At 42.3% G+C, this 23,084-nt stretch carries 37 protein-coding genes; 29 read left to right on the top strand and 8 right to left on the bottom strand.

All coding sequences use genetic code 11. The annotated features are described in order from the left end of the window. Positions 1 to 94: 94 nt before the first annotated feature. Positions 95 to 727, bottom strand: a complete 633-nt coding sequence (locus JOD03_RS07345; protein ID WP_204590198.1) for a pentapeptide repeat-containing protein — start codon at positions 725 to 727, stop codon at positions 95 to 97. A 142-nt stretch (positions 728 to 869) separates the two neighbouring features. On the opposite strand from JOD03_RS07345, the gene JOD03_RS07340 reads away from it, so the two are divergent. The 4 genes from JOD03_RS07340 to JOD03_RS07325 all read left to right on the top strand — a co-directional run bounded on the left by JOD03_RS07340 (position 870) and on the right by JOD03_RS07325 (position 4,173). Then, positions 870 to 1,802 carry a ring-cleaving dioxygenase gene (locus JOD03_RS07340; RefSeq protein ID WP_204590197.1) on the top strand — a complete coding sequence of 311 codons (933 nt, stop codon included), beginning with the start codon at positions 870 to 872 and terminating at the stop codon, positions 1,800 to 1,802. 20 nt (positions 1,803 to 1,822) lie between these two features. Further along, a complete protein-coding gene (locus tag JOD03_RS07335; RefSeq protein ID WP_204590196.1) occupies positions 1,823 to 2,428 on the top strand; it encodes a flavin reductase family protein in 606 nt (201 codons plus the stop codon). 736 nt (positions 2,429 to 3,164) lie between these two features. Continuing rightward, positions 3,165 to 4,004, top strand: coding sequence for an alpha/beta fold hydrolase (locus JOD03_RS07330; protein WP_204590195.1), 840 nt, complete (start codon positions 3,165 to 3,167; stop codon positions 4,002 to 4,004). Positions 4,005 to 4,023: 19 nt separating this feature from the next. After that, positions 4,024 to 4,173, top strand: a complete 150-nt coding sequence (locus JOD03_RS07325; protein WP_204590194.1) for a hypothetical protein — start codon at positions 4,024 to 4,026, stop codon at positions 4,171 to 4,173. A 57-nt stretch (positions 4,174 to 4,230) separates the two neighbouring features. Here JOD03_RS07325 and JOD03_RS07320 read toward each other — a convergent pair whose 3' ends face one another. Both JOD03_RS07320 and JOD03_RS07315 read right to left on the bottom strand, forming a co-directional pair. Beyond that, positions 4,231 to 4,899, bottom strand: coding sequence for a GNAT family N-acetyltransferase (locus JOD03_RS07320; protein ID WP_204590193.1), 669 nt, complete (start codon positions 4,897 to 4,899; stop codon positions 4,231 to 4,233). Between the two features lie 30 nt (positions 4,900 to 4,929). Next, positions 4,930 to 5,847: a carbon-nitrogen hydrolase family protein gene (locus JOD03_RS07315; protein WP_204590192.1), complete on the bottom strand. Its 918-nt coding sequence runs from the start codon at positions 5,845 to 5,847 to the stop codon at positions 4,930 to 4,932. Positions 5,848 to 6,036: 189 nt separating this feature from the next. Between JOD03_RS07315 and JOD03_RS07310 the strand changes: the two genes are divergently transcribed. From JOD03_RS07310 to JOD03_RS07290, 5 genes are all read left to right on the top strand, one after another. Then, entirely contained in the window at positions 6,037 to 6,744 is a 708-nt protein-coding gene (locus tag JOD03_RS07310) for a DNA alkylation repair protein (RefSeq protein ID WP_204590191.1), read from the top strand. A gap of 123 nt (positions 6,745 to 6,867) precedes the next feature. Next, on the top strand, positions 6,868 to 7,254 hold the full coding sequence (locus tag JOD03_RS07305; protein ID WP_204590190.1) for a hypothetical protein: 387 nt from the start codon (positions 6,868 to 6,870) through the stop codon (positions 7,252 to 7,254). Further along, the gene (locus JOD03_RS07300; RefSeq protein WP_204590189.1) at positions 7,251 to 7,730 is read left to right on the top strand and encodes a hypothetical protein; all 480 of its coding nucleotides are present in this window, start codon (positions 7,251 to 7,253) and stop codon (positions 7,728 to 7,730) included. The genes JOD03_RS07305 and JOD03_RS07300 overlap by 4 nt, the downstream gene beginning before the upstream one ends. A gap of 246 nt (positions 7,731 to 7,976) precedes the next feature. Continuing rightward, entirely contained in the window at positions 7,977 to 8,477 is a 501-nt protein-coding gene (locus JOD03_RS07295) for a GNAT family N-acetyltransferase (RefSeq protein WP_204590188.1), read from the top strand. A gap of 526 nt (positions 8,478 to 9,003) precedes the next feature. Beyond that, positions 9,004 to 9,732: a DUF2087 domain-containing protein gene (locus JOD03_RS07290; RefSeq protein ID WP_204590187.1), complete on the top strand. Its 729-nt coding sequence runs from the start codon at positions 9,004 to 9,006 to the stop codon at positions 9,730 to 9,732. Positions 9,733 to 9,762: 30 nt separating this feature from the next. Here the strand turns inward: JOD03_RS07290 and JOD03_RS07285 are convergent, their stop codons facing one another. After that, positions 9,763 to 11,064: an acetamidase/formamidase family protein gene (locus tag JOD03_RS07285; protein WP_204590186.1), complete on the bottom strand. Its 1,302-nt coding sequence runs from the start codon at positions 11,062 to 11,064 to the stop codon at positions 9,763 to 9,765. Between the two features lie 150 nt (positions 11,065 to 11,214). On the opposite strand from JOD03_RS07285, the gene JOD03_RS07280 reads away from it, so the two are divergent. Next, complete coding sequence (locus JOD03_RS07280; protein WP_204590185.1) at positions 11,215 to 11,445, top strand: hypothetical protein; 231 nt, start codon at positions 11,215 to 11,217, stop codon at positions 11,443 to 11,445. A 95-nt stretch (positions 11,446 to 11,540) separates the two neighbouring features. Here JOD03_RS07280 and JOD03_RS07275 read toward each other — a convergent pair whose 3' ends face one another. After that, positions 11,541 to 11,972: a DUF4279 domain-containing protein gene (locus tag JOD03_RS07275; protein ID WP_204590184.1), complete on the bottom strand. Its 432-nt coding sequence runs from the start codon at positions 11,970 to 11,972 to the stop codon at positions 11,541 to 11,543. A 172-nt stretch (positions 11,973 to 12,144) separates the two neighbouring features. Here JOD03_RS07275 and JOD03_RS07270 point away from each other — a divergent pair, with 172 nt between their 5' ends. The 3 genes from JOD03_RS07270 (at position 12,145) to JOD03_RS07260 (ending at position 13,826) form a co-directional block, all read left to right on the top strand. Further along, a complete protein-coding gene (locus JOD03_RS07270) occupies positions 12,145 to 12,681 on the top strand; it encodes a hypothetical protein (protein WP_204590183.1) in 537 nt (178 codons plus the stop codon). Between the two features lie 180 nt (positions 12,682 to 12,861). Next, the gene (locus JOD03_RS07265) at positions 12,862 to 13,251 is read left to right on the top strand and encodes a hypothetical protein (RefSeq protein ID WP_204590182.1); all 390 of its coding nucleotides are present in this window, start codon (positions 12,862 to 12,864) and stop codon (positions 13,249 to 13,251) included. Between the two features lie 185 nt (positions 13,252 to 13,436). Beyond that, on the top strand, positions 13,437 to 13,826 hold the full coding sequence (locus tag JOD03_RS07260; protein ID WP_204590181.1) for a DUF4181 domain-containing protein: 390 nt from the start codon (positions 13,437 to 13,439) through the stop codon (positions 13,824 to 13,826). 94 nt (positions 13,827 to 13,920) lie between these two features. Here JOD03_RS07260 and JOD03_RS07255 read toward each other — a convergent pair whose 3' ends face one another. Then, positions 13,921 to 14,283 carry a VOC family protein gene (locus tag JOD03_RS07255; protein WP_204590180.1) on the bottom strand — a complete coding sequence of 121 codons (363 nt, stop codon included), beginning with the start codon at positions 14,281 to 14,283 and terminating at the stop codon, positions 13,921 to 13,923. Between the two features lie 154 nt (positions 14,284 to 14,437). Here JOD03_RS07255 and JOD03_RS07250 point away from each other — a divergent pair, with 154 nt between their 5' ends. The 6 genes from JOD03_RS07250 to JOD03_RS07225 are packed head-to-tail and all read left to right on the top strand — an operon-like array spanning position 14,438 to position 18,154. Continuing rightward, complete coding sequence (locus JOD03_RS07250) at positions 14,438 to 14,650, top strand: hypothetical protein (protein ID WP_204590179.1); 213 nt, start codon at positions 14,438 to 14,440, stop codon at positions 14,648 to 14,650. Next, the gene (locus JOD03_RS07245) at positions 14,651 to 15,016 is read left to right on the top strand and encodes a hypothetical protein (protein ID WP_204590178.1); all 366 of its coding nucleotides are present in this window, start codon (positions 14,651 to 14,653) and stop codon (positions 15,014 to 15,016) included. It begins immediately after the preceding gene. Positions 15,017 to 15,028: 12 nt separating this feature from the next. Beyond that, positions 15,029 to 15,442 carry a DUF4181 domain-containing protein gene (locus tag JOD03_RS07240; RefSeq protein WP_204590177.1) on the top strand — a complete coding sequence of 138 codons (414 nt, stop codon included), beginning with the start codon at positions 15,029 to 15,031 and terminating at the stop codon, positions 15,440 to 15,442. An 18-nt stretch (positions 15,443 to 15,460) separates the two neighbouring features. After that, on the top strand, positions 15,461 to 16,771 hold the full coding sequence (locus JOD03_RS07235; protein ID WP_204590176.1) for a D-serine ammonia-lyase: 1,311 nt from the start codon (positions 15,461 to 15,463) through the stop codon (positions 16,769 to 16,771). Next, positions 16,768 to 17,265, top strand: a complete 498-nt coding sequence (locus tag JOD03_RS07230) for a VanZ family protein (protein ID WP_204590175.1) — start codon at positions 16,768 to 16,770, stop codon at positions 17,263 to 17,265. The genes JOD03_RS07235 and JOD03_RS07230 overlap by 4 nt, the downstream gene beginning before the upstream one ends. Further along, the gene (locus JOD03_RS07225; protein ID WP_204590174.1) at positions 17,249 to 18,154 is read left to right on the top strand and encodes a hypothetical protein; all 906 of its coding nucleotides are present in this window, start codon (positions 17,249 to 17,251) and stop codon (positions 18,152 to 18,154) included. The genes JOD03_RS07230 and JOD03_RS07225 overlap by 17 nt, the downstream gene beginning before the upstream one ends. Before the next feature lie 33 nt (positions 18,155 to 18,187). Here the strand turns inward: JOD03_RS07225 and JOD03_RS07220 are convergent, their stop codons facing one another. Beyond that, on the bottom strand, positions 18,188 to 18,355 hold the full coding sequence (locus JOD03_RS07220) for a hypothetical protein (RefSeq protein ID WP_204590173.1): 168 nt from the start codon (positions 18,353 to 18,355) through the stop codon (positions 18,188 to 18,190). 142 nt (positions 18,356 to 18,497) lie between these two features. On the opposite strand from JOD03_RS07220, the gene JOD03_RS07215 reads away from it, so the two are divergent. Both JOD03_RS07215 and JOD03_RS07210 read left to right on the top strand, forming a co-directional pair. Then, positions 18,498 to 18,881 (top strand): DnaJ family domain-containing protein, encoded by a 384-nt coding sequence (locus tag JOD03_RS07215; protein ID WP_204590172.1) that lies wholly within the window; start codon positions 18,498 to 18,500, stop codon positions 18,879 to 18,881. 121 nt (positions 18,882 to 19,002) lie between these two features. After that, positions 19,003 to 19,428, top strand: a complete 426-nt coding sequence (locus tag JOD03_RS07210; RefSeq protein ID WP_204590171.1) for a dual specificity protein phosphatase family protein — start codon at positions 19,003 to 19,005, stop codon at positions 19,426 to 19,428. Between the two features lie 81 nt (positions 19,429 to 19,509). Here JOD03_RS07210 and JOD03_RS07205 read toward each other — a convergent pair whose 3' ends face one another. Beyond that, positions 19,510 to 19,749, bottom strand: coding sequence for a hypothetical protein (locus JOD03_RS07205; protein ID WP_204590170.1), 240 nt, complete (start codon positions 19,747 to 19,749; stop codon positions 19,510 to 19,512). A 101-nt stretch (positions 19,750 to 19,850) separates the two neighbouring features. Here JOD03_RS07205 and JOD03_RS13845 point away from each other — a divergent pair, with 101 nt between their 5' ends. The 8 genes from JOD03_RS13845 to JOD03_RS07170 all read left to right on the top strand — a co-directional run bounded on the left by JOD03_RS13845 (position 19,851) and on the right by JOD03_RS07170 (position 22,873). Further along, complete coding sequence (locus tag JOD03_RS13845) at positions 19,851 to 19,979, top strand: hypothetical protein (protein ID WP_275580373.1); 129 nt, start codon at positions 19,851 to 19,853, stop codon at positions 19,977 to 19,979. A 48-nt stretch (positions 19,980 to 20,027) separates the two neighbouring features. Then, positions 20,028 to 20,300 carry a hypothetical protein gene (locus JOD03_RS07200; protein ID WP_204590169.1) on the top strand — a complete coding sequence of 91 codons (273 nt, stop codon included), beginning with the start codon at positions 20,028 to 20,030 and terminating at the stop codon, positions 20,298 to 20,300. 70 nt (positions 20,301 to 20,370) lie between these two features. Beyond that, positions 20,371 to 21,009, top strand: a complete 639-nt coding sequence (locus JOD03_RS07195; RefSeq protein WP_204590168.1) for a FusB/FusC family EF-G-binding protein — start codon at positions 20,371 to 20,373, stop codon at positions 21,007 to 21,009. A gap of 64 nt (positions 21,010 to 21,073) precedes the next feature. Next, the gene (locus tag JOD03_RS07190; protein WP_204590167.1) at positions 21,074 to 21,286 is read left to right on the top strand and encodes a hypothetical protein; all 213 of its coding nucleotides are present in this window, start codon (positions 21,074 to 21,076) and stop codon (positions 21,284 to 21,286) included. Positions 21,287 to 21,302: 16 nt separating this feature from the next. Continuing rightward, positions 21,303 to 21,725, top strand: coding sequence for a hypothetical protein (locus JOD03_RS07185; RefSeq protein WP_204590166.1), 423 nt, complete (start codon positions 21,303 to 21,305; stop codon positions 21,723 to 21,725). Positions 21,726 to 21,820: 95 nt separating this feature from the next. Beyond that, positions 21,821 to 22,219 (top strand): thiol-disulfide oxidoreductase DCC family protein, encoded by a 399-nt coding sequence (locus tag JOD03_RS07180; protein WP_204590165.1) that lies wholly within the window; start codon positions 21,821 to 21,823, stop codon positions 22,217 to 22,219. Between the two features lie 43 nt (positions 22,220 to 22,262). After that, on the top strand, positions 22,263 to 22,475 hold the full coding sequence (locus JOD03_RS07175; RefSeq protein ID WP_204590164.1) for a hypothetical protein: 213 nt from the start codon (positions 22,263 to 22,265) through the stop codon (positions 22,473 to 22,475). Beyond that, positions 22,472 to 22,873, top strand: coding sequence for an RDD family protein (locus JOD03_RS07170; protein WP_204590163.1), 402 nt, complete (start codon positions 22,472 to 22,474; stop codon positions 22,871 to 22,873). The genes JOD03_RS07175 and JOD03_RS07170 overlap by 4 nt, the downstream gene beginning before the upstream one ends. Positions 22,874 to 23,084 lie beyond the last annotated feature (211 nt).

Here is a 23,084-nt window from a genome sequence, read left to right as displayed (position 1 = left end):
GCTGGTCCACCCGTTCAGTATGTCTTTCAGACATGGCCAGTAAAAGCGCCTTATAGGCGCAGAGCAAACCACCAGTTCTACTGGTGGTTATGATTCATTCTTTTATAACAAGGCCAAATAAAGTCGCAAACTGTAATGCTTGCATCGGCGAGACATGACTTCCCTTTATTTCTTCAAGACCCACTTTGAGCTGGGTGAAGTGATTCGAGCTCAAGTCAATTCCTGCTAAAGAGGTCTGCTCAAATGTCACTTCTTCTAATGAACAGTCTGCGAATGCTACAGTCTCAAGCAGTGTGGAATAGAAGTGGGCGAAGTCGAGCTTACACGACTCAAACCTGCTAGTGCGAAGTTTTCCAGACCCAAATAGGGCATAATCCATCACGCACGTCCCGAACCGCACATCGTGCAGATGCGACTCCCCAAACTCGACACCCGTCATTCGGCAATTGAGAAATTCCACACGTGTTAACGTGCATTTAGTGAGCGTGACGTTGGAAAAATCACAGTTCTCAAAACGTACATCTTGCCAGTCTGCTTGTAAAAATTCACTCTCTGTAAATGCACAGTTGGTGAACATACTATTTTCAATATGTAAGCTTTTGTAGGTCGTTTCTTGCATTACTTCGTCTGATAAAGCAGCATTGAAAACCTCAGGGTCTTCATGAAGAGGGATTGCAGCAAGCTTAGTTTCAAGAAGGGAATTCGCAAAGCGCGGAGGCTGGATCATCTAGTTATCATCTCGTTTCCTATTTTTATTTAGCGTAGCATATTTACTCCGAAAGAGAAATTTCGAATCAAAACAATTATCTTGAATTCAAGATAAATGGAGCGTATACTAAACTTACAAGAACAGGAAAGGAAGAAACCGCATGAAAAAACAAACAGCAGGTATTCATCACATTACAGCAATCGTCGGCCATCCACAGGAAAATGTAGATTTTTATGGACGCGTACTCGGGCTGCGTCTCGTGAAAAAGACAGTCAATTTCGATGATCCGGGAACGTATCACCTGTACTTTGGAGACAAAGGCGGCCGTCCGGGAACAATCATAACTTTCTTCCCGTGGGTGAATGCTTACCAAGGGACGATTGGAGACGGGCAAGTTGGCGTAACGAGCTATGCTGTTCCAGTCGGTAGTCTTCCGTTTTGGGTGAATCGATTGGCATCTGAAGCGATTCCATTTAAAAAAGCAGTGCGATTTGGTGAAAATGTTGTGCAATTCGATGACCCACATGGCCTTCACCTAGAACTAGTTGAAAGAGCAGCGGGTGCTGATAACGAATGGACAATCGGTGATGTAACTCCGGACGTAGCTATCAAAGGATTTGCAGGTGCGAGATTGTATTCGACAAATCCAGAAGCGACTGAACGCACGTTGACCGAAGTGATGGGGCTAGAAAAAGTCGCAGAAGAAGGGGAGTACCGACGCTTTACATCGTCAGCTGATATTGGCAATACTGTTGATTTGAAACTAGTGACGGGTGTTGTCGGTACAATGGGAGTTGGGACTGTTCATCACATTGCGTGGCGTGCTGAAGACGACGCGGATCACAAAGAGTGGCAGGCGTATGTCTATGACAAAGGCGAGCAAGTGACGGATATCAAAGACCGGAATTATTTCAATGCTATCTATTTCCGGGAAGCGGGAGAAATTTTATTTGAAATTGCAACAGATCCACCAGGCTTTGGGTATGATGAGTCTTTGGAAACAATGGGTGAACAGTTAATGTTGCCGGCTCAGTATGAGCAGTACCGTTCTCGAATCGAAGACCGCTTGATTCCGATTTCTGTACCCAAATAGTCCAACTAGGAGGTAGTGCGATGCATTCTTTTGATCCAAACGCGCAGACAGAACGTGAAAATTATAAGTTGTTGATTGGCAGTATCATTCCACGACCGATTGCTTTTGTCACGACGGATTCTGGAAATGGTGTCATCAATGGCGCGCCATTCAGTTATTTTTCCATTGTTTCGTCTAACCCGCCGATGGTCTCTCTTTCTATACAGCGACCTGCTTCGGGTCACAAGGATACGGCACGCAATATTTACAGGACAAAAGAGTTTGTTGTGCATATTGTCGACCGGGACAATGTTGAAAAGATCAATGAAACGGCTGCTAGTTTGGCGCCAGATGAGAGTGAGTTAATTCGTGCAGGACTCACTCCAGTAGCTAGTGAAGTGGTTGCTGTTCCAGGAATCCGAGAAGCAAAAGTGCGTATGGAATGTCGACTTGTCGAAGCCATTCCATTCCATGAAGGCGATGCCGGTAGCGATTTACTGATTGGTCGTGTCGTCCGTTTTCATATAGATGAAGAGATTTATAGCAATGGACGTATCGATCCGAGAGCTTTGAATGCGGTAAGTCGCTTAGCCGGAACCAGCTATGCAGAGATTGGTGAAATCTTTTCAATGGATCGTCCGAAATAATAAAAGCCCCAACTTTTCACTGTCAACAGGCAGATGAGGGGTGGGGGTTTTTCTAGTGTCCGCAAACATGAATTCAATGTCCGAGAAAGGTAGGTTCAATGTCCGCAAAACCGAATTCAGTGTCCGCGTAAACGGGCAATGTCCGCAAACATGAATTCAGTGTCTGAGAAAAGTATGTTCAATGTCCGCAAAACCATATTCAGTGTCCGCGTAAACGGGCAATGTCCGCAAACATGAATTCAATGTCCGAGAAAGGTAGGTTCAATGTCCGCAAAACCGAATTCAGTGTCCGAGAAAGGTAGGTTCAATGTCTGCAAAACCGAATTCAATGTCCGCGTAAACGAGCAATGTCCGCAAACATGAATTCAATGTCCGAGAAAGGTAGGTTCAATGTCTGCAAAACCATATTCAATGTCCGCGTAAAAGGGCAATGTCCGCAAACATGAATTCAGTGTCTGAGAAAAGTATGTTCAATGTCCGCAAAACCATATTCAGTGTCCGCGTAAACGGGCAATGTCCGCAAACATGAATTCAATGTCCGAGAAAGGTAGGTTCAATGTCCGCAAAACCGAATTCAGTGTCCGCGTAAACTTTCATCCCCAGAATAAACCTATCTAGTCTTCTGAAAATCAATTTTTTTAATCCACAACTTAAAGGAATTCTAATTGGTAAATACTGTTGATGAATAAAGGGTGGGTGTGTATGATGGAAGAAAGATGGGAAGTGGCGAGCAACTATGTGGGAAACTAATTATATACATACTGATCGTGGATTATTTGAGTATTTCACATATGGACATGGAGAACCAATGGCGGTTACACATCATTACAGTGAATATAATTCGAACGGAAATTTATTTGGGGCAGCATTTGCTGAACATTATAAAGTCTACCTAATCAATGTCAGAGGTGCTGGAAAATCTGAGAGAGCTGTGCATGAAGATGAGTTTAGTATGTTGGAAACTGTAAAAGACTTAGAAGCAATTCGTAAAGCACTGGATTTAAACAAATGGGGATTTGCGGGGCATTCAACAGGCGGCATGCTTGCGCTCGTTTACGCAATTCAATTTCCTGACTCGTTAACTAAAATTATTGTGGGTGGGGCAGCGGCTTCAAAAGCGTACGGAGAACATCCAGATTGTATATACAGTACCCAAAATCCAAATTACGAACGGATTGTTTATATTATGGATCGGTTAAGTCAAGATGAAGTCCCTCTTGAAGAACGACAAAAGCTAGGATACGAGTGGGCTTTGATGTCCTACCATTTGGAAGAGAATTTAAAACGTTCTATGACAAAGCCAAACAGTGGAAAAACATGTGGGCCAAGACTTGATTACTTCCGAAAAATAGAATATCCGAACTTTGACCTCACAAAACAACTACAGGAAATCGTAGTGCCAACGTTTGTATATACAGGAACTTATGATTCCCAATGTCCACTTGTCTTTGGAAAAGAAATCGCTGCAGAAATACCGGGTGCAACATTCTGGGAGTTCAAGAACAGCAATCACTTTCCATTCGCTGAAGAGGAAGAGAAATTTGGTAGCTTCGTGAAAGAGACCAGCACGAAATAATTCTGATAGGAGTGAGAATGTGAAAGGACTATCATTCATCGATGATTTGATTGGCGCAGTTCTCGACTTACTCAAACTAGTAGCGTACTTTTTCGTAGGAGCTATAGGAGTTTCCATCGTTCTTTACTCAATCACCGGAATTTTCAATTTCATCGCGCTATTTCTATAAAAATAAAACCCCAGGATTTCTCGAGTGAGAGAATCTTGGGGTTCTTTTGATTAACAACTATAAAGCTAGTAACTTCACTTCACCAGCTGCTTCCAAGTGAGTGATCATATCCTGCCAAGCTTGTGGCTTCTCAGACAAGATGGCATAATACATCTTCAAGAAATCTGCAATTTCTGCTCCTGGAACGGACTCAAGGTCTGCAAAAGGAAGGAAGCAGAAATCCAGTTCGGTCACTGCGTCGCCTTCATTCGTCCAAGAGGGATGTACGTATGTGAAGTCTAATTTCTTAAATCCAAGATGCGCCAAAACTTCACGACGAACAAACGGATTCATCGCCTGCAGCCCACCAAAGTCGTGGCGCTCCGCACGGTACGGGTCATAAATCTCCGCAAACACGCCAATTAACTCGATGCCATGTTCAAACGATAAATGCATCAAATCTTCATGACGTTTCTTCGCTAGGAACGGACCAACGCCAAGCCCCTCTTTTCCAATCAATGTGAAATCTGTCATGGATAATTTGCGGTCCGGATAGAAACGATATTCCGTCGCGCCCACTACTTCGCCGTCTTCAACAGCTACAAACATACGAATCGTCGGGTCTTGTAGTGGACCTTCCCATAAACTATATTCAAGCACTTCCTCCGCAGGAAACACATCCTGCATCAACTTGTGCATTTTCAGAAACAACGGATCATTTATACCCGTGATTTGTACATACTCCATCTCAAATCGCTCCTTTTTTTGGTGAAGAAATTATACGCGCACGTTGCGGTTGGCAGTTACCCAATCCGGTGTCGGCAACGTCTCTGTCTCGACTTTCCCGAGGTCAGGGTACAAATCAAAACGACGGTCGCGCCACGTAGTTACAGAACCATGTTCGCGTACTTCATAGAGAAGTGAAAGATCAAGGTCCGCTGTGATGACCATATCGTTGTTGATTTCGCCTTTCACAAGGATACCGTCTTGTGGGAATGGGACATCATTTGGTGTGATAACTGCTGCTTCTCCAAAGTTTCCACGCATAAAGTCGACTGTCGGAAGAGAACCGACTGTACCTGTTGTGACCACATACACCTGATTTTCGATTGTACGAGCGTGACTAGTGTAGCGCACTCGGTTGAATCCGTGGCGATCATCTGTGCAGGAAGGTGAGAAGATGACGTCTGCTCCCATCCCTCGTGCCATTCGTACAACTTCCGGAAACTCGATGTCATAACACGTAATGACTGCGATTTTTCCTTTAGGCGTTTCAAAAATACGAAGCGAATCTCCTGGTGTGATACCCCATTCGGACACTTCGGTTGGTGTTAAATGAAGCTTTGCTTGCTCTCCGATATGCCCATCGGGAGAAAACAAATGAGCGACGTTGTAGAGGTGATCGCCTTTTTGCATAACATGCGTTCCACCGATAATGTAGACGCCGTGCTCCATCGCAAGTTGTGAGAATAGTTCGCGATACGCATCTGTATAAAGTGTCAGGTTTTGAATCGGTTGGCCTTGGCCAGTTTCAGAAATTGACAGCAACTGGGTCGTGACGAATTCCGGGAATAAAATAAACTCTGTATTGAACTCAGCTGCCGTCTTGACGTAATGTGTCACTTGATCGGCGAACTGTTCAAAGTTTTGGATGGTGTGAAGATGATATTGAACAGCAGAAACGCGTAGTTTCAAGGTGAAAACCCCCTTACTCAAAGTGTTTGCTCCATGAGCGCAATGAGAAAAGAATACCATAATTTAAACAGAAGTAAATCAAAAGAACTTGAAATTTTAAAGACAATTATTGTTTGTTTCGGTATGCTGAAAATATATAGAATTTGAGACAACAACTGGGGTTGTTTTACCACTAAAGGAGGAAAGGTTATGAACGTGCAAGACGTGATGCGTGAATTGGAATCTCTAGGAACGGAACGGACGAAAAAGCTTTATATGGGGAATGGTGCAAAAGAGCCGTTGTTTGGTGTAGCAACTGGTGCTATGAAGCCGATGAAGAAAGTGATTAAACGAAACCAGCCGCTTGCAGAAGAATTGTACGCAACAGGAAATTACGATGCGATGTATTTCGCAGGTGTCATTGCAGATCCAGACGCGATGACTGCAGAGGATTTCGACAGGTGGATGGAGACCGCCTATTTTTATATGTTGTCCGATTTTGTAGTGGCCGTTACTTTATCAGAAGCATCAATCGCTCAAGAAGTCGCGGATACTTGGATTGAAAGTGGCGAGGAGTTGAAACGCTCTGCTGGATGGAGTACGTATTGCTGGCTACTCGGCAACCGAAAAGACGAAGAATTCGATGTCGAGAAGGTTAGTCGATTGTTAGATGTCGTGAAGATGACAATCCACTCCGCACCACCACGCGCACAATCGTCTATGAACAACTTTGTGTATACAGTTGCCATCTCTTTCATCCCGCTTCACGAAAAGGCCCTCGAGGTGTCACGGGAAATCGGGCAGATTGAATTGGAGCGACCAGGGAAAAAAACCGCTGTATTGGATGCCTCAGCGACAATCGAGAAGTGGATGACGCGAGGGAAGCTTGGCTTTAAGCGGAAATATGTAAGGTGTTAAGTTAGCGATGAAAATAAAAGTAGGCAAACCGAACTATTTTGAATAAACTGGTAGTATATGAAACTTCCGACAAACAAATTCGTATGAAGGAGTAAGAGGTATAAACAGAGAGGAAGAGGGCCTATGTTGAATCGGAAACTTGAGGTTGCTGCTCTGACCGTAGTAATTGGCTATTTCTTAGTACCGTTTATTTTTAGTGAGTGGCGGACAAACTTTTTCACGATTGGGCTTGTGGTTTCAGCATTTGCAGTGCCTTTTGTTTTTCTAATTGGCATTCCATTCTCCTGGTTGTTACAGAACAAACTTACAAACCCCGTTTTATCCCTTGTATTACATGGTATTGTCGGGGGGATGATTAGCGGATTGTTTGGTTTATTCGTTGTTCAAGGAATGGGATTCCTACTATTTTTCATGACCGGATTGATTTATGCCGCCCTCTTTGCTCTACTTGATTATCTACTTCAAAAAACACCTTTCTATAAAAAGAATTCCGGTTTGGAAGCGTCATGACAGAAGAGCGCAGAGCGGCACTTGGTATGTTCGGCGGATTTATTGGATTGCTTGCATCAGTAGGTGTCTTCTTTGACAATGCATTAGCCGGACACAGTTTGTTAGAACCCGTGCAAAACTTTCAAACGCTTCCTATCGCGCTTGCTGTAGTGCTGATAGTTGCTTTCTTTATTGCTTGGATGAGTGATAACTTTGATAGCATGCGGCCTGTTTACGTCGCAATTTCCGTGGGAGTCGCGGCGAGTCTTCTCCTTTTTCCGATCATTCAGCCGGAGTACACGTTTGTGGAGGCAATGGAGATCGTGGAGAACGTGCATAACGAGGAAGCGGAATCCGTAAGTGTCGAAATCGAGCAGCCTTCCGGAATCAATTATTATCTTGTACATACAAAAACAGGTGGTCAGTTTAAAGTGAATCCTTATTCTGGAGAGAGTGAGGAGATGCAGAGGGTGGCTGAAGAAAGTGGAGTGAAATAAATGAGAGTGATTACGTTTCTTTTTGGGTTAGTGGGTGTAGTGAGTGCACTTGCGTATTTAATTACTCAGACTGATATATATTACACTATATTCATGTTCACAATGCCATATATAGGGGCAATAACAGCTTTAAATGAATGGAAAGCAGGGAGAAAAGTTAACTCTATTCTATTTATTATTGTTAGTGTCGCTTCTACACTAGTTTTAGGTGATCTCATATTCGGTTTTATATAAGGAGTCAATTCAATGATTCGTTTAGCTAGGCCAGAAGATGCGGAAGCTATGGTAGCTATCCAAAAAGAAGTTTTAACAGAAGAGATTTATTTTGTATCTACTATAGATGAATTTCACCAGACGGTTGAAGGGCAACGCGAGTGGATTCAAGCAAAACAAGAGCATCCGAATGAAGTGCTCTTTGTTGCTGAGAAAGACGGCGAAGTTGTGGGTTGGTTGGTTTTTCAAACGGAAGGTCGAATAAAAGTGAGGCACACTGGGAAGTTTGGTGTAATGATCAAGCAAGAAGCTCGCGGTCAAGGTTATGGGAAGCAGTTGGTCCAGGGACTGATTGACTGGGCGCATGCCCACCCAGTGATTGAGAAGATTTCGCTATTTACTTTCGCAACAAATACCCGAGCAATTGCGCTCTACAAGCAACTCGGTTTTGTGGAAGAAGGCAGAAAGCTAAAAGAATATAAGTTGGCGGATGGCACCTATCTTGATGATGTGCTGATGGCCAAGTTTGTTTGACACCTCATTTTGGGGTGTTTTTTGTGTGTAGAAAACAAATCCAAGGCTTTTTGTACTGTTGCTCGGTGCATTTCAAAGATCAAGTGCTGAGATTTGCTTGTGGGTAATTGCTTCGTCGCTCTACTGGCGATTTTCGTCGCTGGATTATGAGTTTTCGTCGCTAGAATCGAAACAATCGTCGCTGAGGCGCGGGGATGAGGACTATTCGTCGCTAAGATGATGATTTGCGTCGCTGGATCATGAATTTGCGTCGCTATAATCGGAGGAATCGTCGCTAAGGCGCGGGGGTGAGGGCTATTCGTCGCTAGGATGATGATTTTCGTCGCTGGATTATGATTTTACGTCGCTAGAATCGGAGGAATCGTCGCTGAAGGTGTAAATCATCTTCACGTCACACAGTGCAGGGGATTTAGTAAAGAGGATAAATAAATATAAAATCAATAAACAATTATAGTTTTTGTTTACTTTTAATAAAATTAAATATATTATTGTTTATAAATATATAAACAATAAGGGGTTTTGTTATATGGTTAACATTGATGTTCCGGTTGAGGTGTTGGAACGAGGCTACGAAGAGGATGGGAAGTGGTTCAGCTGCATCTTTTGCAAGGGTGCGTTCCAGAAAGGGGAAGTGTTCCAAGTAGGGGAGCGTTTCTTTGATGCGAAAAAACGGATGGAGCTACACATCATCGACGAGCATCAATCCGTATTTCATGCGCTTCTTTCGCTCGATAAAAAATATACAGGATTGTCTGATGTGCAAAAAGAAATGCTCTTCCTGTTTTATGAAGGGCATGAGGATAAAGAAGTTATGAAACGGTCTTCTGCGAACAGTGTCTCAACGATTCGCCAGCACCGGTTTAAGTTGCGGGAAAAAGAGCGACAAGCAGCAGTGTTTCTCGCTATCATGAAAAATTTAAATTCTAACGATGCATACATGGATGTGCATAAGGGGGCAACACAAGTGGATGAGCGGTATGCGATTACAGCCGAAGAAACGGAAAAAGTATTGGCGACATATTTTAAAGAGGGATTGGATGGGAAAGTGTCCACAATTCCTAGCAAAGAAAAGCGCAAACTGATCTTGTTGAATCATATCGTGAAACGGTTTAATCCAGACAAGCAGTACACAGAAAAAGAGATGAATGACGTATTAAAAGGAGTACATGACGATTACGTGTCACTTCGCCGCTATTTAATTGAATATGGCTACTTCGAACGTGCGAACGATGGATCTCAGTATTGGAGAAAGTAAAAGCGCCGGGGGAGATCCCCAGCGCTTCTTTTAATAGCGGTAATGTGTGGACACTGCGTCAAACAGACCGGCTTTTTTCAGGTACTCGATTGGTGCTAAGAATGTAATCGTGACAACCCCTGGGTGACGACCGATTTCAATCGAACCTGTGATGGTCGTTCGGTTCATGATTTCTGGAACTGTCACGCCGAATAATTCTGCAGCTCGCTCTAGACCATTTTCAGTTGCTAGGTTTAGGTTCGAACCTGACCCCACTACTGAGATTGGAAGCGATTCTTCCAGCTTCTCGATGTTCCATTGTTTTGCGATTGCTTCTGCATTCTTGCGTTCCTGTTCTGTAAATGGTTTAGCTGTATACGGAAGGTCTTCTTCGTTTGGAAGCAGGATTGGACCGTCCAAGTTAGCGTTTTTGATGACATGTACTTGGAGGTGAACGATTCCTGAGACGTCAGCAGTGTGCCCTGCGATTTCGCCATCGCCTTGCATCGCGTGCATATCTCCTAAATAAATTCCGCCACCGGGAACTTTGACCGGACAGATCAATGTGGCACCCGCACGAACGCGGCTGATATCCATGTGTCCATCAGTGCGATGTTCTTTCAACTCATCTTCCGTCACTTTGTAGTCATGTGGCGCACCGACTAAGAACGACCCGAAGTCACCAGCATTATGGGAGTCTGGCATAGGGCGCGACGGAGTAGTTCCAAGTTGACCAAGGAAAGGACGCATGCGCGCTACGACACCCACTAGATCGTGAGGTGCAAATGTGACAATCGGATTCTGCACAGAATTTTCCGGAGTTTGCATGTAGTGACGACCATCGTGTGCAATGGTTTCTGCCGCTTCTTTTGATACTGTGACACCCACGTCCCCGTGTTCACTGAAGCCGATTGTATACCCGTTTGTGAAGACGAATGGTGTAACATCTGCATCACAATTCGCACAACGGATAGCTTCCTGCCCGATTCCTTTGATAACCGTATCCGGATACATTGTTCCGCAACCCGGGCATTTTACAGCGACAAATGGATCGCCTAAAAAGCGGCCTTCCACAGGAGCATCATTTCCGGAAGCGGTTGCAAGAGACGTCACACGAATCGAATGGATCTTCACAACAATGGCATCTCCGGGTTCTGCTCCTTCTACATAAACAGGTTTTGTAACTTCATGTCCTCCGCGGATGCAAGGCGTAATCATTGGTCCCCAGCATCCAGGTGCTGTGTTGGCGATAATATGGCCACCATCACGAACGGGTCCCAGCATTTCTTTTTGTGGGTCGAGTACACCATCAATAAATGTATTCACGAGAAGAGTATCTGTTGCTTTTTGCATTTCATTTCCTCCTTCGTAGTATCTGAAAATTCAGTTTTAGTATAGCTCGAAATCGAGATATAGTCATGTGAAGTGTACTATGAATTTCTTGGAACTTTGACTGGAATCAATCGTATGAAAGGAGATACAATGAAGCTGAGGTGGTTAAGGATGAATAAGATAGGTGTGGGGATTGCGGTTGTGGCGTTAATCAGTATTATTGCGTCGTACATAATCGATAATCCGTTTTTAGATATTTTGTCGACGTTGTTGTTGATGACGTTGTTTACAGTGTCGGCGATTGATGCACGTCGGAATAACAAAAAAGGGGCGTTCATTTTCTATTCGGTGATTGCTCTGTTGGGCGTAGTCGTTTTAGGGTTTGAGATTTCGGCGCTTTAATACACTAGTTAAATTTAGGATAGAAAGAAGACAGTAGCTTCTTCACTTAACACTAAGAGGAACTACTGTCTTTTTGTGAGGTATTTAAGTATCTCTTAAAACTCGTCTTCGGTGGATTCATTATAAATATCAAATTCGAATGGTGCGCCTATCTTATTTGCGAACCCAGCAAGTTCTGGAGAAATTATTAAACCTCGCGTCTGCGCAGTTTTGAAAGTTATGACCCCAACGAGTTTACATTCTAACTTGTACCTTTCTTTATACAAGTTAATAGTATCTACTGAGTTATGTAGTTTAGCTACTATCGTTTCGATTACTTCATCCGGATGATCCGTATCCACATAATCGCTGCCTAATTCCCACGCAGTTTCAAAGCGCGTATGTTTTGTTTTACCTCTAATAAATTCTTCACCTTGTCTATGGGCTTCTGTCGGAGAAACTCCCATTGCTTCTGTAAATTCTTCGAGTGGAAAATCATCTCCGTAAATGACAAAATAGCCCCTTGTCTCTGTGCAATATGTCTGCATTTCAATCACCTCTATATTTGTTCTAAGTGAAAATGGAAATTATTACTTCCAATTAGTTTCTCATTCTTCAAACTTTCTGTCGACATTTTCCAAATGATACGAAATAATTGAAGAAGATAATTGTAACCAAATTCAACCAAATAAGGTCTACTCATCAAAAGGGGGACTTGTCTTGAAAAGAAGTATTCTAGTTTTATGCATGATATTGTTTTCTATGTTGCTTCCATACTTTACCCCGACAGCTTCGGCATGTAGCTGTGTGGAACCATTCTCAGTACAAGAAGAACTAGAGAGCAGCGCACTTGTGATTATGGGAACTGTACGTGAAATCAAGCAATCAAGTAGTGCAGGTAACAAAGAAGTATTAGTAGAAGTGTCACGGATATTTAAAGGAGAGAAGCAATCTCAACAAATTATTGTGACCTATGGAGACTCTGCACAATGTGGTTTTGAATTTCAAACCGGACTGGACTATTTGATTTATGCCCAAGATTCTGGAACCGGCTATACAACAAGTATTTGTGATCGAACAACACTCGCTTCTTCAGCAGCCGATGATTTATTAATCCTTGGTGAAGGGCAGTTGCCTGATGAGCAAGTGGACCTTTCCTTGGACCGCACTCCCATTAGTTTTTGGTTAATAGGAATTCCTTTTTTAATTGGCATAGGCATAATCGTTTATTATTTTATGAGAAGACAAAAATCATAATGGTCGGCCGAACTCGGTCGATTTTTTATTTTACAGAAAGGTGAGAGAAAGGTGACAGGCACCAATTGGAATCAACATCCATTTGGTGCCTGTCACCTTCCATTTTTTATTTTGGCATCTATGGTAAATACTACAAATTTAGTATACTTAGTGAACGGAAAGAAGTGGAGGGGGACTACAATGGAGTTTTATCAACTGTTGGCTGGTGGGGCAGTGGTGCTTATAATTTACTCGATCTTAATTTATTTGTTAAAAAAAAGATGGGGTTTAAAAGGCGACTCACCAACTACCTATTCCAAATTACATAAAGATCTTCGTTTAGGATTAGCAGTCGTAGCGATTTTAGGAATTCTCTTTATTGGTTTTGGACAAGTGGACTCGCAAAATCGATTACCACTTCTAGCTATTCCATTTGTGGTTTCAGTGCTTCTGGAGGCACTCAACATTTATATGCAAATAAAGCATGGGGAGAATCCCAAATGGATAGCAATCTCTTGGATTTCGCTCTTTACAATGATGGGTATTTTTATCGCTACTATTATTGTATGGATGACTATGTCCACAAATTAAATTGAATAACTAGGAATAATTATATTATAAAGATATAAAACAAGGTGACAGGCACCATTTGGAAATCACATCCATTTGGTGCCTGTCACCTTCCATTCCTTTCGTTTTTTTATTTTGTCATCTATGGTAAATACTACAAATTTAGTATACTGAATGAATAGTAAGAAAATAGAGAGGGGATTACAATGGAGTTTTATAAAATAGCTGTCGCAGCTACAGTATTATTCTTTTCGTATTTAATAATAGTATTTTATTTAAAAAGAAAATGGGGTCTAGAAGGTAACCCACCACTTGCTTATTCGAAAACACATAAAATAATACGATTTAGTATTACCGTTTTAGCAGTAGCACTCATACTATTTTTCGGTTTACGCAGCATCACTGAAGAAAGACCATTTCCTATTATGTTCTTTCCAATCGCAGCTTTCTTTATCATAGAGTTAGTCAATATCTACATGCAGAAAAAGCACGGTGAAAATCCGAAATGGGCAGTGATTTCCTGGGTGACTGTAGGATTTATTGTTCTACTGTCCATTGGAGCGGTCTATATCTGGATCACTACTCCAGCTTACTAAAGCATAGGCTGAAACAAATTTTACTACTAAATACATATGCCGCGCCTTCAGAAAGCGACCCCGGAACGGAACTCAACTCAAAGTATCTTAACTTCTATAGCTCCTGAATCATCTCAACACGATTGCCAAACGGATCGCGGAACTCAAACCGGTCATAGCCAGGGATGGGAATACCACTTAACGCTTCGATCCCTGCTTGATTGAGTACTTGCTTCCAGTGTGCTAAATCAGAAACGAGATAAGCAAGATGGGCTTTTGTCGTTGAACGATCGAACCCTTCTTCAGCACCGACGTGCACTTCCTGCGTGCCAACTTGTAACCAGAAGCCACCTCGTCCTTGTAAGGATTCAGGTTTTGGGATTTCCGGAAGACCGAGCAGTTCACTATAAAATGCTTTTGCTTCTGCCTCTTTTCCCGAAGGTATGGTAATTTGAGCATGGTGTAAGCCAAGTATCATGTAAAATTCCCCCTTTGTTCTTTCAGTATGACAGACCACGGGCTCGTATAAAACGATAAAAGTTCCAAAAAGAGGAACTCTTCTTGCTTTTGTCCGTATGAAAGTTACAGATAGTTAATTGAACGTCCATTCAAACAGAATTGAGGTAACGACTATGCACTATCTTCTACTATCTTTACAACTACTCATCAGCGGAGGCATTCTCTACTGGCTGTGGATTCCAAACTCATTGGTAACACAATTACTTGCTGCAGTTGCGTTACTCGTCTTTATTTTGACGGCTACAAAACTGCTTCATGACATCGTCGCAGATGAACCAAAGCCGACAGCAGAACTATTTTTTAAAAAGACTAAAGGGGGAAATTAAATGTTTATTGCTCTATTTTCGATTGTATTTTTAGTGTTCGTCGTCATTTGGATTGCGGCAATCACTCAGTCTATTAAAAACCGATGGAATCTTGAATCGACAATTGACTTCAGTAAAGTTCTTATTCAATTTGGCGGTATATTTTCGATTGTTTCGTTGATTGGGACTTCAGTAGATGTGTTTGTATTCTCATGGATTTTTGAATTGTTCTTAGCAGGTATTATATTTGGAGTTCTGACTATGTTCACCGGTTTGTTTTCCTATACAGCTATTTTTATGGCGATCCAAGACGAAGCTAGCAATGTGTCCATTCAAGAACAGGAGCTTCATATAGACGCTACGTTGAAAGATGAACCTTCTCAGTAAAGGGGCTTTTAAATGGATGTATCGAACTTCATACTTGCAGTGGTTCTGACCCTGTTAGCACTGTATCTAATTCGAGTTACAGTGAAACGCTACTTTGAATTACCTAAAAGAGAAGCAGGGGTTTATTACACACCTACGCACAAGTATTTACACTACACTTTGAATACGATTATTGTTTTGGTTCCACCTATTGCTTCTTATTACGCTGTCGGTCAAGGTCCAACGATTCCAGTACTAGCATTCATGGTTTCAGCTCTTGTTGCATTTACACTTGGCGCTATTCGAATTTTCATGGAGTGGAAGCATGATGAATACCGCATCCTTTACAAGGCATCTCTCGTCGAAGGAGTAGGATCAATAGCCGTCTTAGCACTTTTTGCAGCCGTTTTGATAGAAGATGTTGGTCTCCAGTGGTTTTCAATTTAACAGTAAAGGAGTTTACATATGTACACATCAGATAATTTACGTAAATTGCACCCAGTCGTAGAAGACTTGATTGCGAAAAAAGAAACAGCTTGGTTGAACGAGGAGTTATTTCCGACAGATGTCGCACTCTCTTCTTGTTTGTTAAGCGAAGACGATGTGCGTGATGCGGAGCAAAGAATGGAGCGGTTTGCCCCATTTTTTGTGAAGGCTTTTCCAGAAACCGCTGTGACAGAAGGGATTATTGAATCTGAAGTAAGAGAAATCTCTGCGATGCAACAGGCTCTCGTGAACTATTCCGGAAGTAAGATTGCCGGTAAACTTTTCATGAAGTTTGATAGTCATCTTCCGATTTCCGGTTCAATCAAGGCACGTGGGGGGATTTATGAAGTAGTGAAGCATGCCGAAACATTGGCTCTTGAAGCTGGACTGATTCATTTAGAAGATACCTACGAAAAATTCGCTTCAGAGGAATTCAAGAAGTTCTTTTCCAATTACTCGGTCGCTGTAGGCTCAACAGGAAACCTGGGTCTTAGTATAGGCATCATCAGTGCTAAACTCGGTTTCCATGTAACAGTCCATATGTCAGCAGACGCAAAAGAGTGGAAGAAGAATTTGCTGCGGGAGAAGGGTGTCGAGGTAATCGAATATGCTTCAGACTACAGTTTGGCAGTAGAACGAGGAAGAGAGCAAGCTGAAAACGATCCGAGTTGTCACTTTGTGGATGATGAAAACTCGACAGATCTATTTCTGGGCTACGCAGTGGCTGGACTTCGTTTAAAACGTCAATTGGCGGAACAAGGAATTGAAGTGAATCCAGAAAATCCGCTTATCGTGTACCTGCCTTGTGGTGTGGGCGGAGGTCCAGGAGGCGTCGCTTTTGGATTGAAACTAGCATTTGGAGACGCAGTGCAATGCTATTTTGCAGAACCGACACACTCTCCGTGTATGACACTCGGTATGGTAACCAATCTTCATGACAAAGTGTCAGTGGCAGATATCGGGCTCGATAACGTGACAGAAGCGGATGGACTTGCAGTCGGTCGTGCTTCTGGCTTTGTTGGAAAGGTAATGAAGCCATTTATGAGCGGGTGCTTCACCGTGTCAGATGCGCGACTTTTTGAATTGATGCACCTCTTTTACGGGGCAGAAGGACTATTCTTAGAGCCATCTGCATTTGCAGGAATGATTGGCCCTGTGATGGTTCCAGGTACAGATGAATCGGCCACACATCTAATCTGGGCTACAGGCGGTGGAATGGTGCCAGAGGACATGCAACAAGTCTATTTGACGAAAGCAAAACAGATGTATTCAACTAGGTCGGGTTCATGAAGTTTTTGAAAGCATTGATGTGGGGGAGTTTTATTCTGTACTTGCTCGTTTTAGGAACTTTGTTGTTTGTGAGTTCTCGACATGGTTATCTCGTTTATGACTATACATTTGCGGAAAAGCTCCGATACAATGCGAACTTTGTTCCGTTTGCGACAATTTCAGATTACATAACCGCCTATCAAAACCAAACATTGAATACAGACATCATTGTGCGTAACTTAGGAGGCAATTTGATCGCCTTCACACCGTTTGGATTGTTCCTACCACTACTATTCAAAAAGCTGCGTAAGATAGGACCCTTTCTCATTGTGTTTATAAGTATACTTACTGGTATTGAAGTGACTCAGTTACTAACAGTTCGAGGAAGTTTCGATGTAGATGATTTTATCTTGAACATTCCAAGTGCACTCCTTGGGTGGGGAATTTTTCATCTAGGCAGTAAAGTATGGGCGAATTGGAGATACGGGGAGGTAGTAAATGACGAAATCCATTAAGCTTTCATTGATAGCCGTATATATACTTGTTGCTGTTGTCGTATACGCGTATGACTCTATTGTGTTTGCGGGGACTTCGAATCTTTTCTTGTTTAATGCGCTTGTGATTCTTTCACTTATTTATTTGTTTTGGTTGAAGGATATGGAGCAGTGGAGATATGGTGTGATGGGAGTAGTACTAGCTAGTGTCATCGTGCTTTCTTTTCAAAATCTTTCGTATGAAGAGGCAAAAGCTAATGTAGAGGAATATGCAGAGGTCATTGAAACAGCTGAAAAAGAAGTGACACCTGCTACTGGTGAAGCTAGCCGGAATCCTTTCGAACCTAATTGGTATTATTTGTTTCAAGTATCTCTGAACGATCAACAAGAAGTTGTGGTGGTACATCCAAGAACGGGTGAGCTTTTTTCTGATAACGAAGAATTGATTGAACGATTAGAGGGTAGTCGTCCGATACGTGTAGGCGTTGTTGGAAATGTTCAACTTAGTGAAAGCACTTTAGTGAAAGTGTATCCAATTGAGTCGAAAGGTCTCATTGCGAACGAGCAAATACCTAAAATCATAGATGTCTTAATCGTAGACAGAGAATACAATGACTTGTTTACCAAAGAAGAAATGAAAGATTGGTTGGTCCAACATAAGTTGGATGTGATCTTCATGAATTCCACTAAAGGAGACCTGCCATTCACGATTCTTCCAGGAAGGGATTTGAGTGAAAGCTACTCTGACTACAATCAAGTCGCAACTACGAGTATGCTTTACTTTAAATATGAGCAACTAGAAGAGGGAGTCAGGTACACAGATATAATCGACAGTGAAGAAGCAAGCGGTTTTTCTGAAGAACAATTAGTGAAGATGCTTCGTGACAATCGTGAATCTATATTGAATTGAAAGGCCTGACACTGCGCAGGCCCTTTTTATTTCTCAAGAGCCATGTGTCGTCTGATTGTCACCCATCATATAGTTACTGCTTTCCCCAGGCTTTGCATGCGAGTTGATGGCACGTTGATGCGCACGACTTCTCCTGTTCCTGAAATCTACTAGTGCAGCAATAGCAAGTACTAAAGCAATCATTCCTCCAAAAATCCACATTGCTACTCACCCCTTTATGTTTATACTTACTATACATGAGAAAAGTGGAAAAAGATTCAAATGTTCTTGTGTCTGTCACAATTCCAAACAGGTTCATTGCTTTTTATATTGAATTATATAAAGAGAAAGTGAGGCGAAAGCGATGACGAATGACAAACCGGAATACAATGATTTGATTGGTGACATCGTGAAAGAATATGCCAAAACAGGCGGGATGGACAACCTTCCTGGAATGGGTAAACCATTGTCAGAAGAGTATTTGTCAGGGGACGTATTTCAAAACTTTCAACGCATTGCGAAAGAACAAGGCTATAAACCCTATTGGCTTGAGCTCCAACATGCTATACGGGACGACTTGAATAAACTAAATGCCGACATTCAAGCAGGAAAAAAGAAAGACAGCGAACTTCGCTTAAAACAAATCAACGACAAAATCTTTAAGTACAATCAACAATGCCCACCGCCAATGCAAAAGGGATCTGTTAGAGTGGAGTCTATAGAAGCAGCTATAAGCAGATGGACATAATAAAAGGCCGTTCCCCTAAAGGAGCGACCATTAAAATGAAACTAGTTACGTTAAATATTTATAATGCGTAGAGATGTGCACAACGGGTATAGTAAAGAGAGGGAAAAAGGAGGAATGCCAAGTGGCAAACTACAACGAATTAATACCAGGAAAAATTTATATAGGCGGCGCAGATGCAGCCAGTGAAGTTGCAGAAAAAGAAAACGTGGATGTCATCTATGATCTTCGTGCAGAGGCTCATGAACGAGGAGAACTATCAACATCGGAGAGTGTCTCACTTCCTCTTATTGAAGACGGGGAAGGACAAGCGAACACCATTAAAAAAGTAGCTCACCAAATCGTAGAAGATTTTGATGCAGACAAATCTGTTTATTTCCACTGCCAAGGTGGTAGCGGAAGAACAGGAACTGTTGCAGCTGCCGTTCTACTCGAGATGGGGCGGGCTTCGACTGTAGAGGACGCCATTCAACAAGTACAAAGTGTCCGAGATTCCGTAAAAGTGAAACCAGAATTCCAAGAAGCTTTGCTTTCTATATATGAACAATAAATTTAGTAGGTAAAGATATTCATTGAATAAATGAAACACTATTTTCTCATGATAGAAGAGAAAATAGTGTTTTTTCTTAGTCTATACAATATGTCCTTCTCGCCATTTATTCCGGCGAAATACACCGACTACAAACAACGCCCACATCTGAATCGTCAAAATATAAAGCATCCATGTCGTTGGGTGATCTGTGAAAAACAAAAATAAAATAATCGTGTGGATACTGACAGCGAGTAGTGAATACCGCACAACCCCGAGTGAAGCAAAGGTGGCTTGAATCGTCAAAAAGAACATCAACAGAAAGAGTGGCAACCAGAACATTGAACTTCCCCCTCACTTTTTTTAATTGTACATAAAATTCTAATAAAATGGTATATACTATTTAGTAAAATGGTAAAATGAAGAAAAAGTAGGAGGTTCTGATGAAACGGTATATTGCTCTATGCATTTGTGCATTAGTTGGAATCAGCGGCATTTTAATGATTTCAGCAGAACCAATAGAAAAACCTTTAAAAGAATGGGAACAGCAACTTCAGCTTCCTAAAACCTAAGAAATCGTTCAAACACATAAACTACCACGTCGGCAACAACTTGCCATCGTGAAAGTATTAGAACCAGACGGCTATCGTCATGTCATGGTACTTGGTCAAAATCGACTGACACATTGGAAGCTAGTAGAAAGCCTGGATCTTGGTGTAGCTACAAAAGACACCATTGGTCAATCTATCGAAGAAGCGTATTTAACTGCAGGGTATATTCACGCTTCTGATTCCCCTCCAAGCCCAGACTGTATTGAAGTCGCAGCACCCAATTCTACCTATTCTCTTTGGATTCAACTTCAAGGTTCAGGCCATTATAGTCAGCACAAGTAACCCACTGGGCCTTGTGCTTTTTTCATGGATTAGATAATGGTACGATAAACCTAAGAAGGGGGAGTCTTATATGGAGTTTCTAACCGTAGCCAACTACAGATTGCTTACAAGACAAATTACAAAATTACTGAATGCACTTTCGACTTCCAAAGATAAAGACGTTATTGCAGCTGTCAAAGGATTGATTGAAACTGACCTTCGCGCTGCCCTTCCACAAACAGATCAGACCGATACAATCGTGCATCAATTGCATCAAGTGACAGACCGTACAGATGCCGATTTATTCCTACATGCAGTCAAATCCTATGTCATTCCGTTCAAAGCTCCGACCGCAGAGGACTTGAAGAAGTTGTTTAAAAAAGAAAAACGTCTTCGGATACCGCCACTCCAGTCCTATGATTGGAAGGAAGTGACCTGCTTATCTTGGAAAGATGGAGGAACACATCGCCAGTACTTTGTGATTGAACAAGAGGGGAAGTGGAAGACACTACAAGGCGTAACAAAGGTAGATACGTTAAAAGGTGTCTGCAGAATTTGTCGCCAGCATACCCTTGTAAATTTATTCACAGCAACTGTCAGAGGAAAGACGGAAGATACCTTTACGTCTTACAGTCACTATATCTGTGAAGATCCAGCTGTGTGCAATTCAAATTTAGACAATGCAGAGCAAATTCATACATTTATTTTTGAAAATCAACAAAATAAATAGAGGATTCGACCCATACACTAGCGAATACTACAAGATTAGAACTTTAGTGGAAGAGGTGTCGGTCATGTTGTTTCTTGTTCGCTTTGTATTGTGGGTCGTGTTAATTTACGTGTACTTCCAAATTGCTGAGTGGGCATGGACCGAATTCATGCCGAACTTAAACGGAGGAGAAGTGTTGCTCCTCAGTATTTTCATGATGGTCCTCTGTGTAGCGATTGCACAGTACACGGTTTGGAAAGTTAGTGAACTGTTTATTCGTGAAAAACATTATGAGTAGGTGAAGAAAACGCATCATGAGAATCTTACATAGTTTCATCGTATTGTTTTTACTAGGGAGCTTCGTTGCATCAGCAGACACGGAATTCGTTGTCCATGATGGCAGAGTCTACAATGTGACAACTGAAGTGATAGCCGCAGATGAAGTGGGTACAGCCATTGGAGAGATTACGGTCGAGTCGGATGAGATCCAAACTGGTGCATCCAACGTCTATCCAGTCGGAACATTTTTGTATGACATTCAAGGCACGAATCGTTCGGAAGCTATTGCAATCGAAGTGTCTTCAGGTGAGTTTGTAAAAGCGACATATTCCGAAGCGAATGAAGGTGGCTTCTCGCTATGGACGTTGATGCTCGGCATTGTCGGGATTTTAATCATTGCAGTAGGGATGATGTCATTCCGCAATCAGCGAAGTCATGTGAAACAATATAAAGACTAAACCGTTCTGTCTATCTGAGCGGTTTTTGTTATGAACCCATAACAAGAATTCCCTGTTTTTGTATGGTAAACTACTCAGTAGAGGGGGGAGACAGTATGGAAGCGAAACGAATTGTGTTGTACGACGGCGTATGTAATTTCTGCGATGCCAGCGTTCAATTTATATGGAAGCGCGATTCAAAAGGAGTTATCCATTTTGTTTCTCTCCAAAGTGAGACAGGACGAATGCTTCTTGCTCAAAACCGCATACCAGAAGAGACAGATAGTTTTATCTTCCTTGATAATGGCCATGCGTATATCGAGTCGGATGCTGCGTTACGGGTAGTACGCTATTTGGACGGAGCATGGCGCATGCTTTCAATCGGAAGGTTCGTTCCAAAGCGGTTGCGAGATGCTGCATATCGGGTGATTGCACGCAACCGGTACAAGTGGTTTGGGAAGAAAGAGGCATGCAGTATTCCGCCACTAAACGTCCGAACGCGATTTTTAGATTGAAACTTTTAAGAGCCTCTCTTCGTAAACAGAGAGAGGTGATCGTATGAAGACTTGGATTGTAATTTGTATCACTGTATTTTTGTTACTTCTCTGTTCCCAGCTGATTTCAGGCTATCTATTGACGAGTACATATTTGCCTGGAAGAGCACCAGTCAGTTCAGGTGATGTGTTCTTACTGTTTCAAACAGTAGTTGTAGGAACAGGTCTTTGGGCTATTTACCGGGTTTCTCAAAAAAGAAAGGGTGTTACAGAATGAAAGAACTTTCAAAAAAACGAACAAAAGCAGTATTAATCGACACAGCAGTCGCTACAGCCGTATCGTTGACACTTGAAGCAGCACTTAAAGGGATTACGAAGAAGAATCGTTCAGCAGAAGCAGTCTACGCAACGGTGCTTCCAACAGTTGTCATGTGGGGTTTAGAGGCGTTGCAGTTTAAAAATAATGGTCAAACACTTGGCTATAAAGCAATGGGCTTGAAGCTTGAAACAGAAGATGGTCGCGTGCCTTCATGTGAGCAAGCGTTGAAGCGTGCCGTTTACCGTGACACACTCAGCACATTTGATTATTTGAAAGATCGCAAAGGCTTTGAAGGGACAGATGGAAGCGAGTTTCCACACGACCGAAAATTTGGGGTCGTAGTCCGCGAAGTATAAGATCCATCCGCCCAGAGTGAATTTGGGCGGATTTTTTGTAGGGTTCGAGCGAGTTAGTTTCCATAACATCAGTAGGGGCGTTAATGAGGAGAACTCGGTCGTTAAGTAGGGAAGTTGGGGCGCTAATGAGAGACGTTCGGTCGTTAATTGAGCAAATTCGGGCGCTAAAGCGCAAACTTCCCAAAATCTTTTCTAGAAAGTTCTTTTAGTA

The sequence above is a fragment of the Chryseomicrobium aureum genome (genome assembly GCF_016909155.1).
GTDB lineage: Bacteria > Bacillota > Bacilli > Bacillales_A > Planococcaceae > Chryseomicrobium > Chryseomicrobium aureum.
The sequence above is the reverse complement of the archived record's forward strand: the minus strand, read 5'-3'. Positions and strand labels throughout refer to the sequence as shown.

Bases quoted from the DNA above. Each gene is read 5' to 3' on its own strand.
- JOD03_RS07220 (WP_204590173.1), bottom strand. From the start codon at position 18,355: ATGTGGATTTTTGGAGGAATGATTGCTTTAGTACTTGCTATTGCTGCA.
- JOD03_RS07245 (WP_204590178.1), top strand. From the start codon at position 14,651: ATGTTTATTGCTCTATTTTCGATTGTATTTTTAGTGTTCGTCGTCATT.
- JOD03_RS07240 (WP_204590177.1), top strand. From the start codon at position 15,029: ATGGATGTATCGAACTTCATACTTGCAGTGGTTCTGACCCTGTTAGCA.
- JOD03_RS07320 (WP_204590193.1), bottom strand. From the start codon at position 4,899: ATGGAGTATGTACAAATCACGGGTATAAATGATCCGTTGTTTCTGAAA.
- JOD03_RS07205 (WP_204590170.1), bottom strand. From the start codon at position 19,749: ATGTTCTGGTTGCCACTCTTTCTGTTGATGTTCTTTTTGACGATTCAA.
- JOD03_RS07280 (WP_204590185.1), top strand. From the start codon at position 11,215: ATGAATAAGATAGGTGTGGGGATTGCGGTTGTGGCGTTAATCAGTATT.
- JOD03_RS07255 (WP_204590180.1), bottom strand. From the start codon at position 14,283: ATGATACTTGGCTTACACCATGCTCAAATTACCATACCTTCGGGAAAA.
- JOD03_RS07175 (WP_204590164.1), top strand. From the start codon at position 22,263: ATGAAGACTTGGATTGTAATTTGTATCACTGTATTTTTGTTACTTCTC.
- JOD03_RS07330 (WP_204590195.1), top strand. From the start codon at position 3,165: ATGTGGGAAACTAATTATATACATACTGATCGTGGATTATTTGAGTAT.
- JOD03_RS07260 (WP_204590181.1), top strand. From the start codon at position 13,437: ATGGAGTTTTATAAAATAGCTGTCGCAGCTACAGTATTATTCTTTTCG.
- JOD03_RS07190 (WP_204590167.1), top strand. From the start codon at position 21,074: ATGTTGTTTCTTGTTCGCTTTGTATTGTGGGTCGTGTTAATTTACGTG.
- JOD03_RS07230 (WP_204590175.1), top strand. From the start codon at position 16,768: ATGAAGTTTTTGAAAGCATTGATGTGGGGGAGTTTTATTCTGTACTTG.
- JOD03_RS07170 (WP_204590163.1), top strand. From the start codon at position 22,472: ATGAAAGAACTTTCAAAAAAACGAACAAAAGCAGTATTAATCGACACA.
- JOD03_RS07340 (WP_204590197.1), top strand. From the start codon at position 870: ATGAAAAAACAAACAGCAGGTATTCATCACATTACAGCAATCGTCGGC.
- JOD03_RS07195 (WP_204590168.1), top strand. From the start codon at position 20,371: ATGGAGTTTCTAACCGTAGCCAACTACAGATTGCTTACAAGACAAATT.
- JOD03_RS07265 (WP_204590182.1), top strand. From the start codon at position 12,862: ATGGAGTTTTATCAACTGTTGGCTGGTGGGGCAGTGGTGCTTATAATT.
- JOD03_RS07285 (WP_204590186.1), bottom strand. From the start codon at position 11,064: ATGCAAAAAGCAACAGATACTCTTCTCGTGAATACATTTATTGATGGT.
- JOD03_RS07225 (WP_204590174.1), top strand. From the start codon at position 17,249: ATGACGAAATCCATTAAGCTTTCATTGATAGCCGTATATATACTTGTT.
- JOD03_RS07310 (WP_204590191.1), top strand. From the start codon at position 6,037: ATGAACGTGCAAGACGTGATGCGTGAATTGGAATCTCTAGGAACGGAA.
- JOD03_RS07250 (WP_204590179.1), top strand. From the start codon at position 14,438: ATGCACTATCTTCTACTATCTTTACAACTACTCATCAGCGGAGGCATT.
- JOD03_RS13845 (WP_275580373.1), top strand. From the start codon at position 19,851: ATGAAACGGTATATTGCTCTATGCATTTGTGCATTAGTTGGAATCAGC.
- JOD03_RS07305 (WP_204590190.1), top strand. From the start codon at position 6,868: ATGTTGAATCGGAAACTTGAGGTTGCTGCTCTGACCGTAGTAATTGGC.
- JOD03_RS07335 (WP_204590196.1), top strand. From the start codon at position 1,823: ATGCATTCTTTTGATCCAAACGCGCAGACAGAACGTGAAAATTATAAG.
- JOD03_RS07295 (WP_204590188.1), top strand. From the start codon at position 7,977: ATGATTCGTTTAGCTAGGCCAGAAGATGCGGAAGCTATGGTAGCTATC.
- JOD03_RS07300 (WP_204590189.1), top strand. From the start codon at position 7,251: ATGACAGAAGAGCGCAGAGCGGCACTTGGTATGTTCGGCGGATTTATT.
- JOD03_RS07185 (WP_204590166.1), top strand. From the start codon at position 21,303: ATGAGAATCTTACATAGTTTCATCGTATTGTTTTTACTAGGGAGCTTC.
- JOD03_RS07180 (WP_204590165.1), top strand. From the start codon at position 21,821: ATGGAAGCGAAACGAATTGTGTTGTACGACGGCGTATGTAATTTCTGC.
- JOD03_RS07345 (WP_204590198.1), bottom strand. From the start codon at position 727: ATGATCCAGCCTCCGCGCTTTGCGAATTCCCTTCTTGAAACTAAGCTT.
- JOD03_RS07275 (WP_204590184.1), bottom strand. From the start codon at position 11,972: ATGCAGACATATTGCACAGAGACAAGGGGCTATTTTGTCATTTACGGA.
- JOD03_RS07215 (WP_204590172.1), top strand. From the start codon at position 18,498: ATGACGAATGACAAACCGGAATACAATGATTTGATTGGTGACATCGTG.
- JOD03_RS07235 (WP_204590176.1), top strand. From the start codon at position 15,461: ATGTACACATCAGATAATTTACGTAAATTGCACCCAGTCGTAGAAGAC.
- JOD03_RS07290 (WP_204590187.1), top strand. From the start codon at position 9,004: ATGGTTAACATTGATGTTCCGGTTGAGGTGTTGGAACGAGGCTACGAA.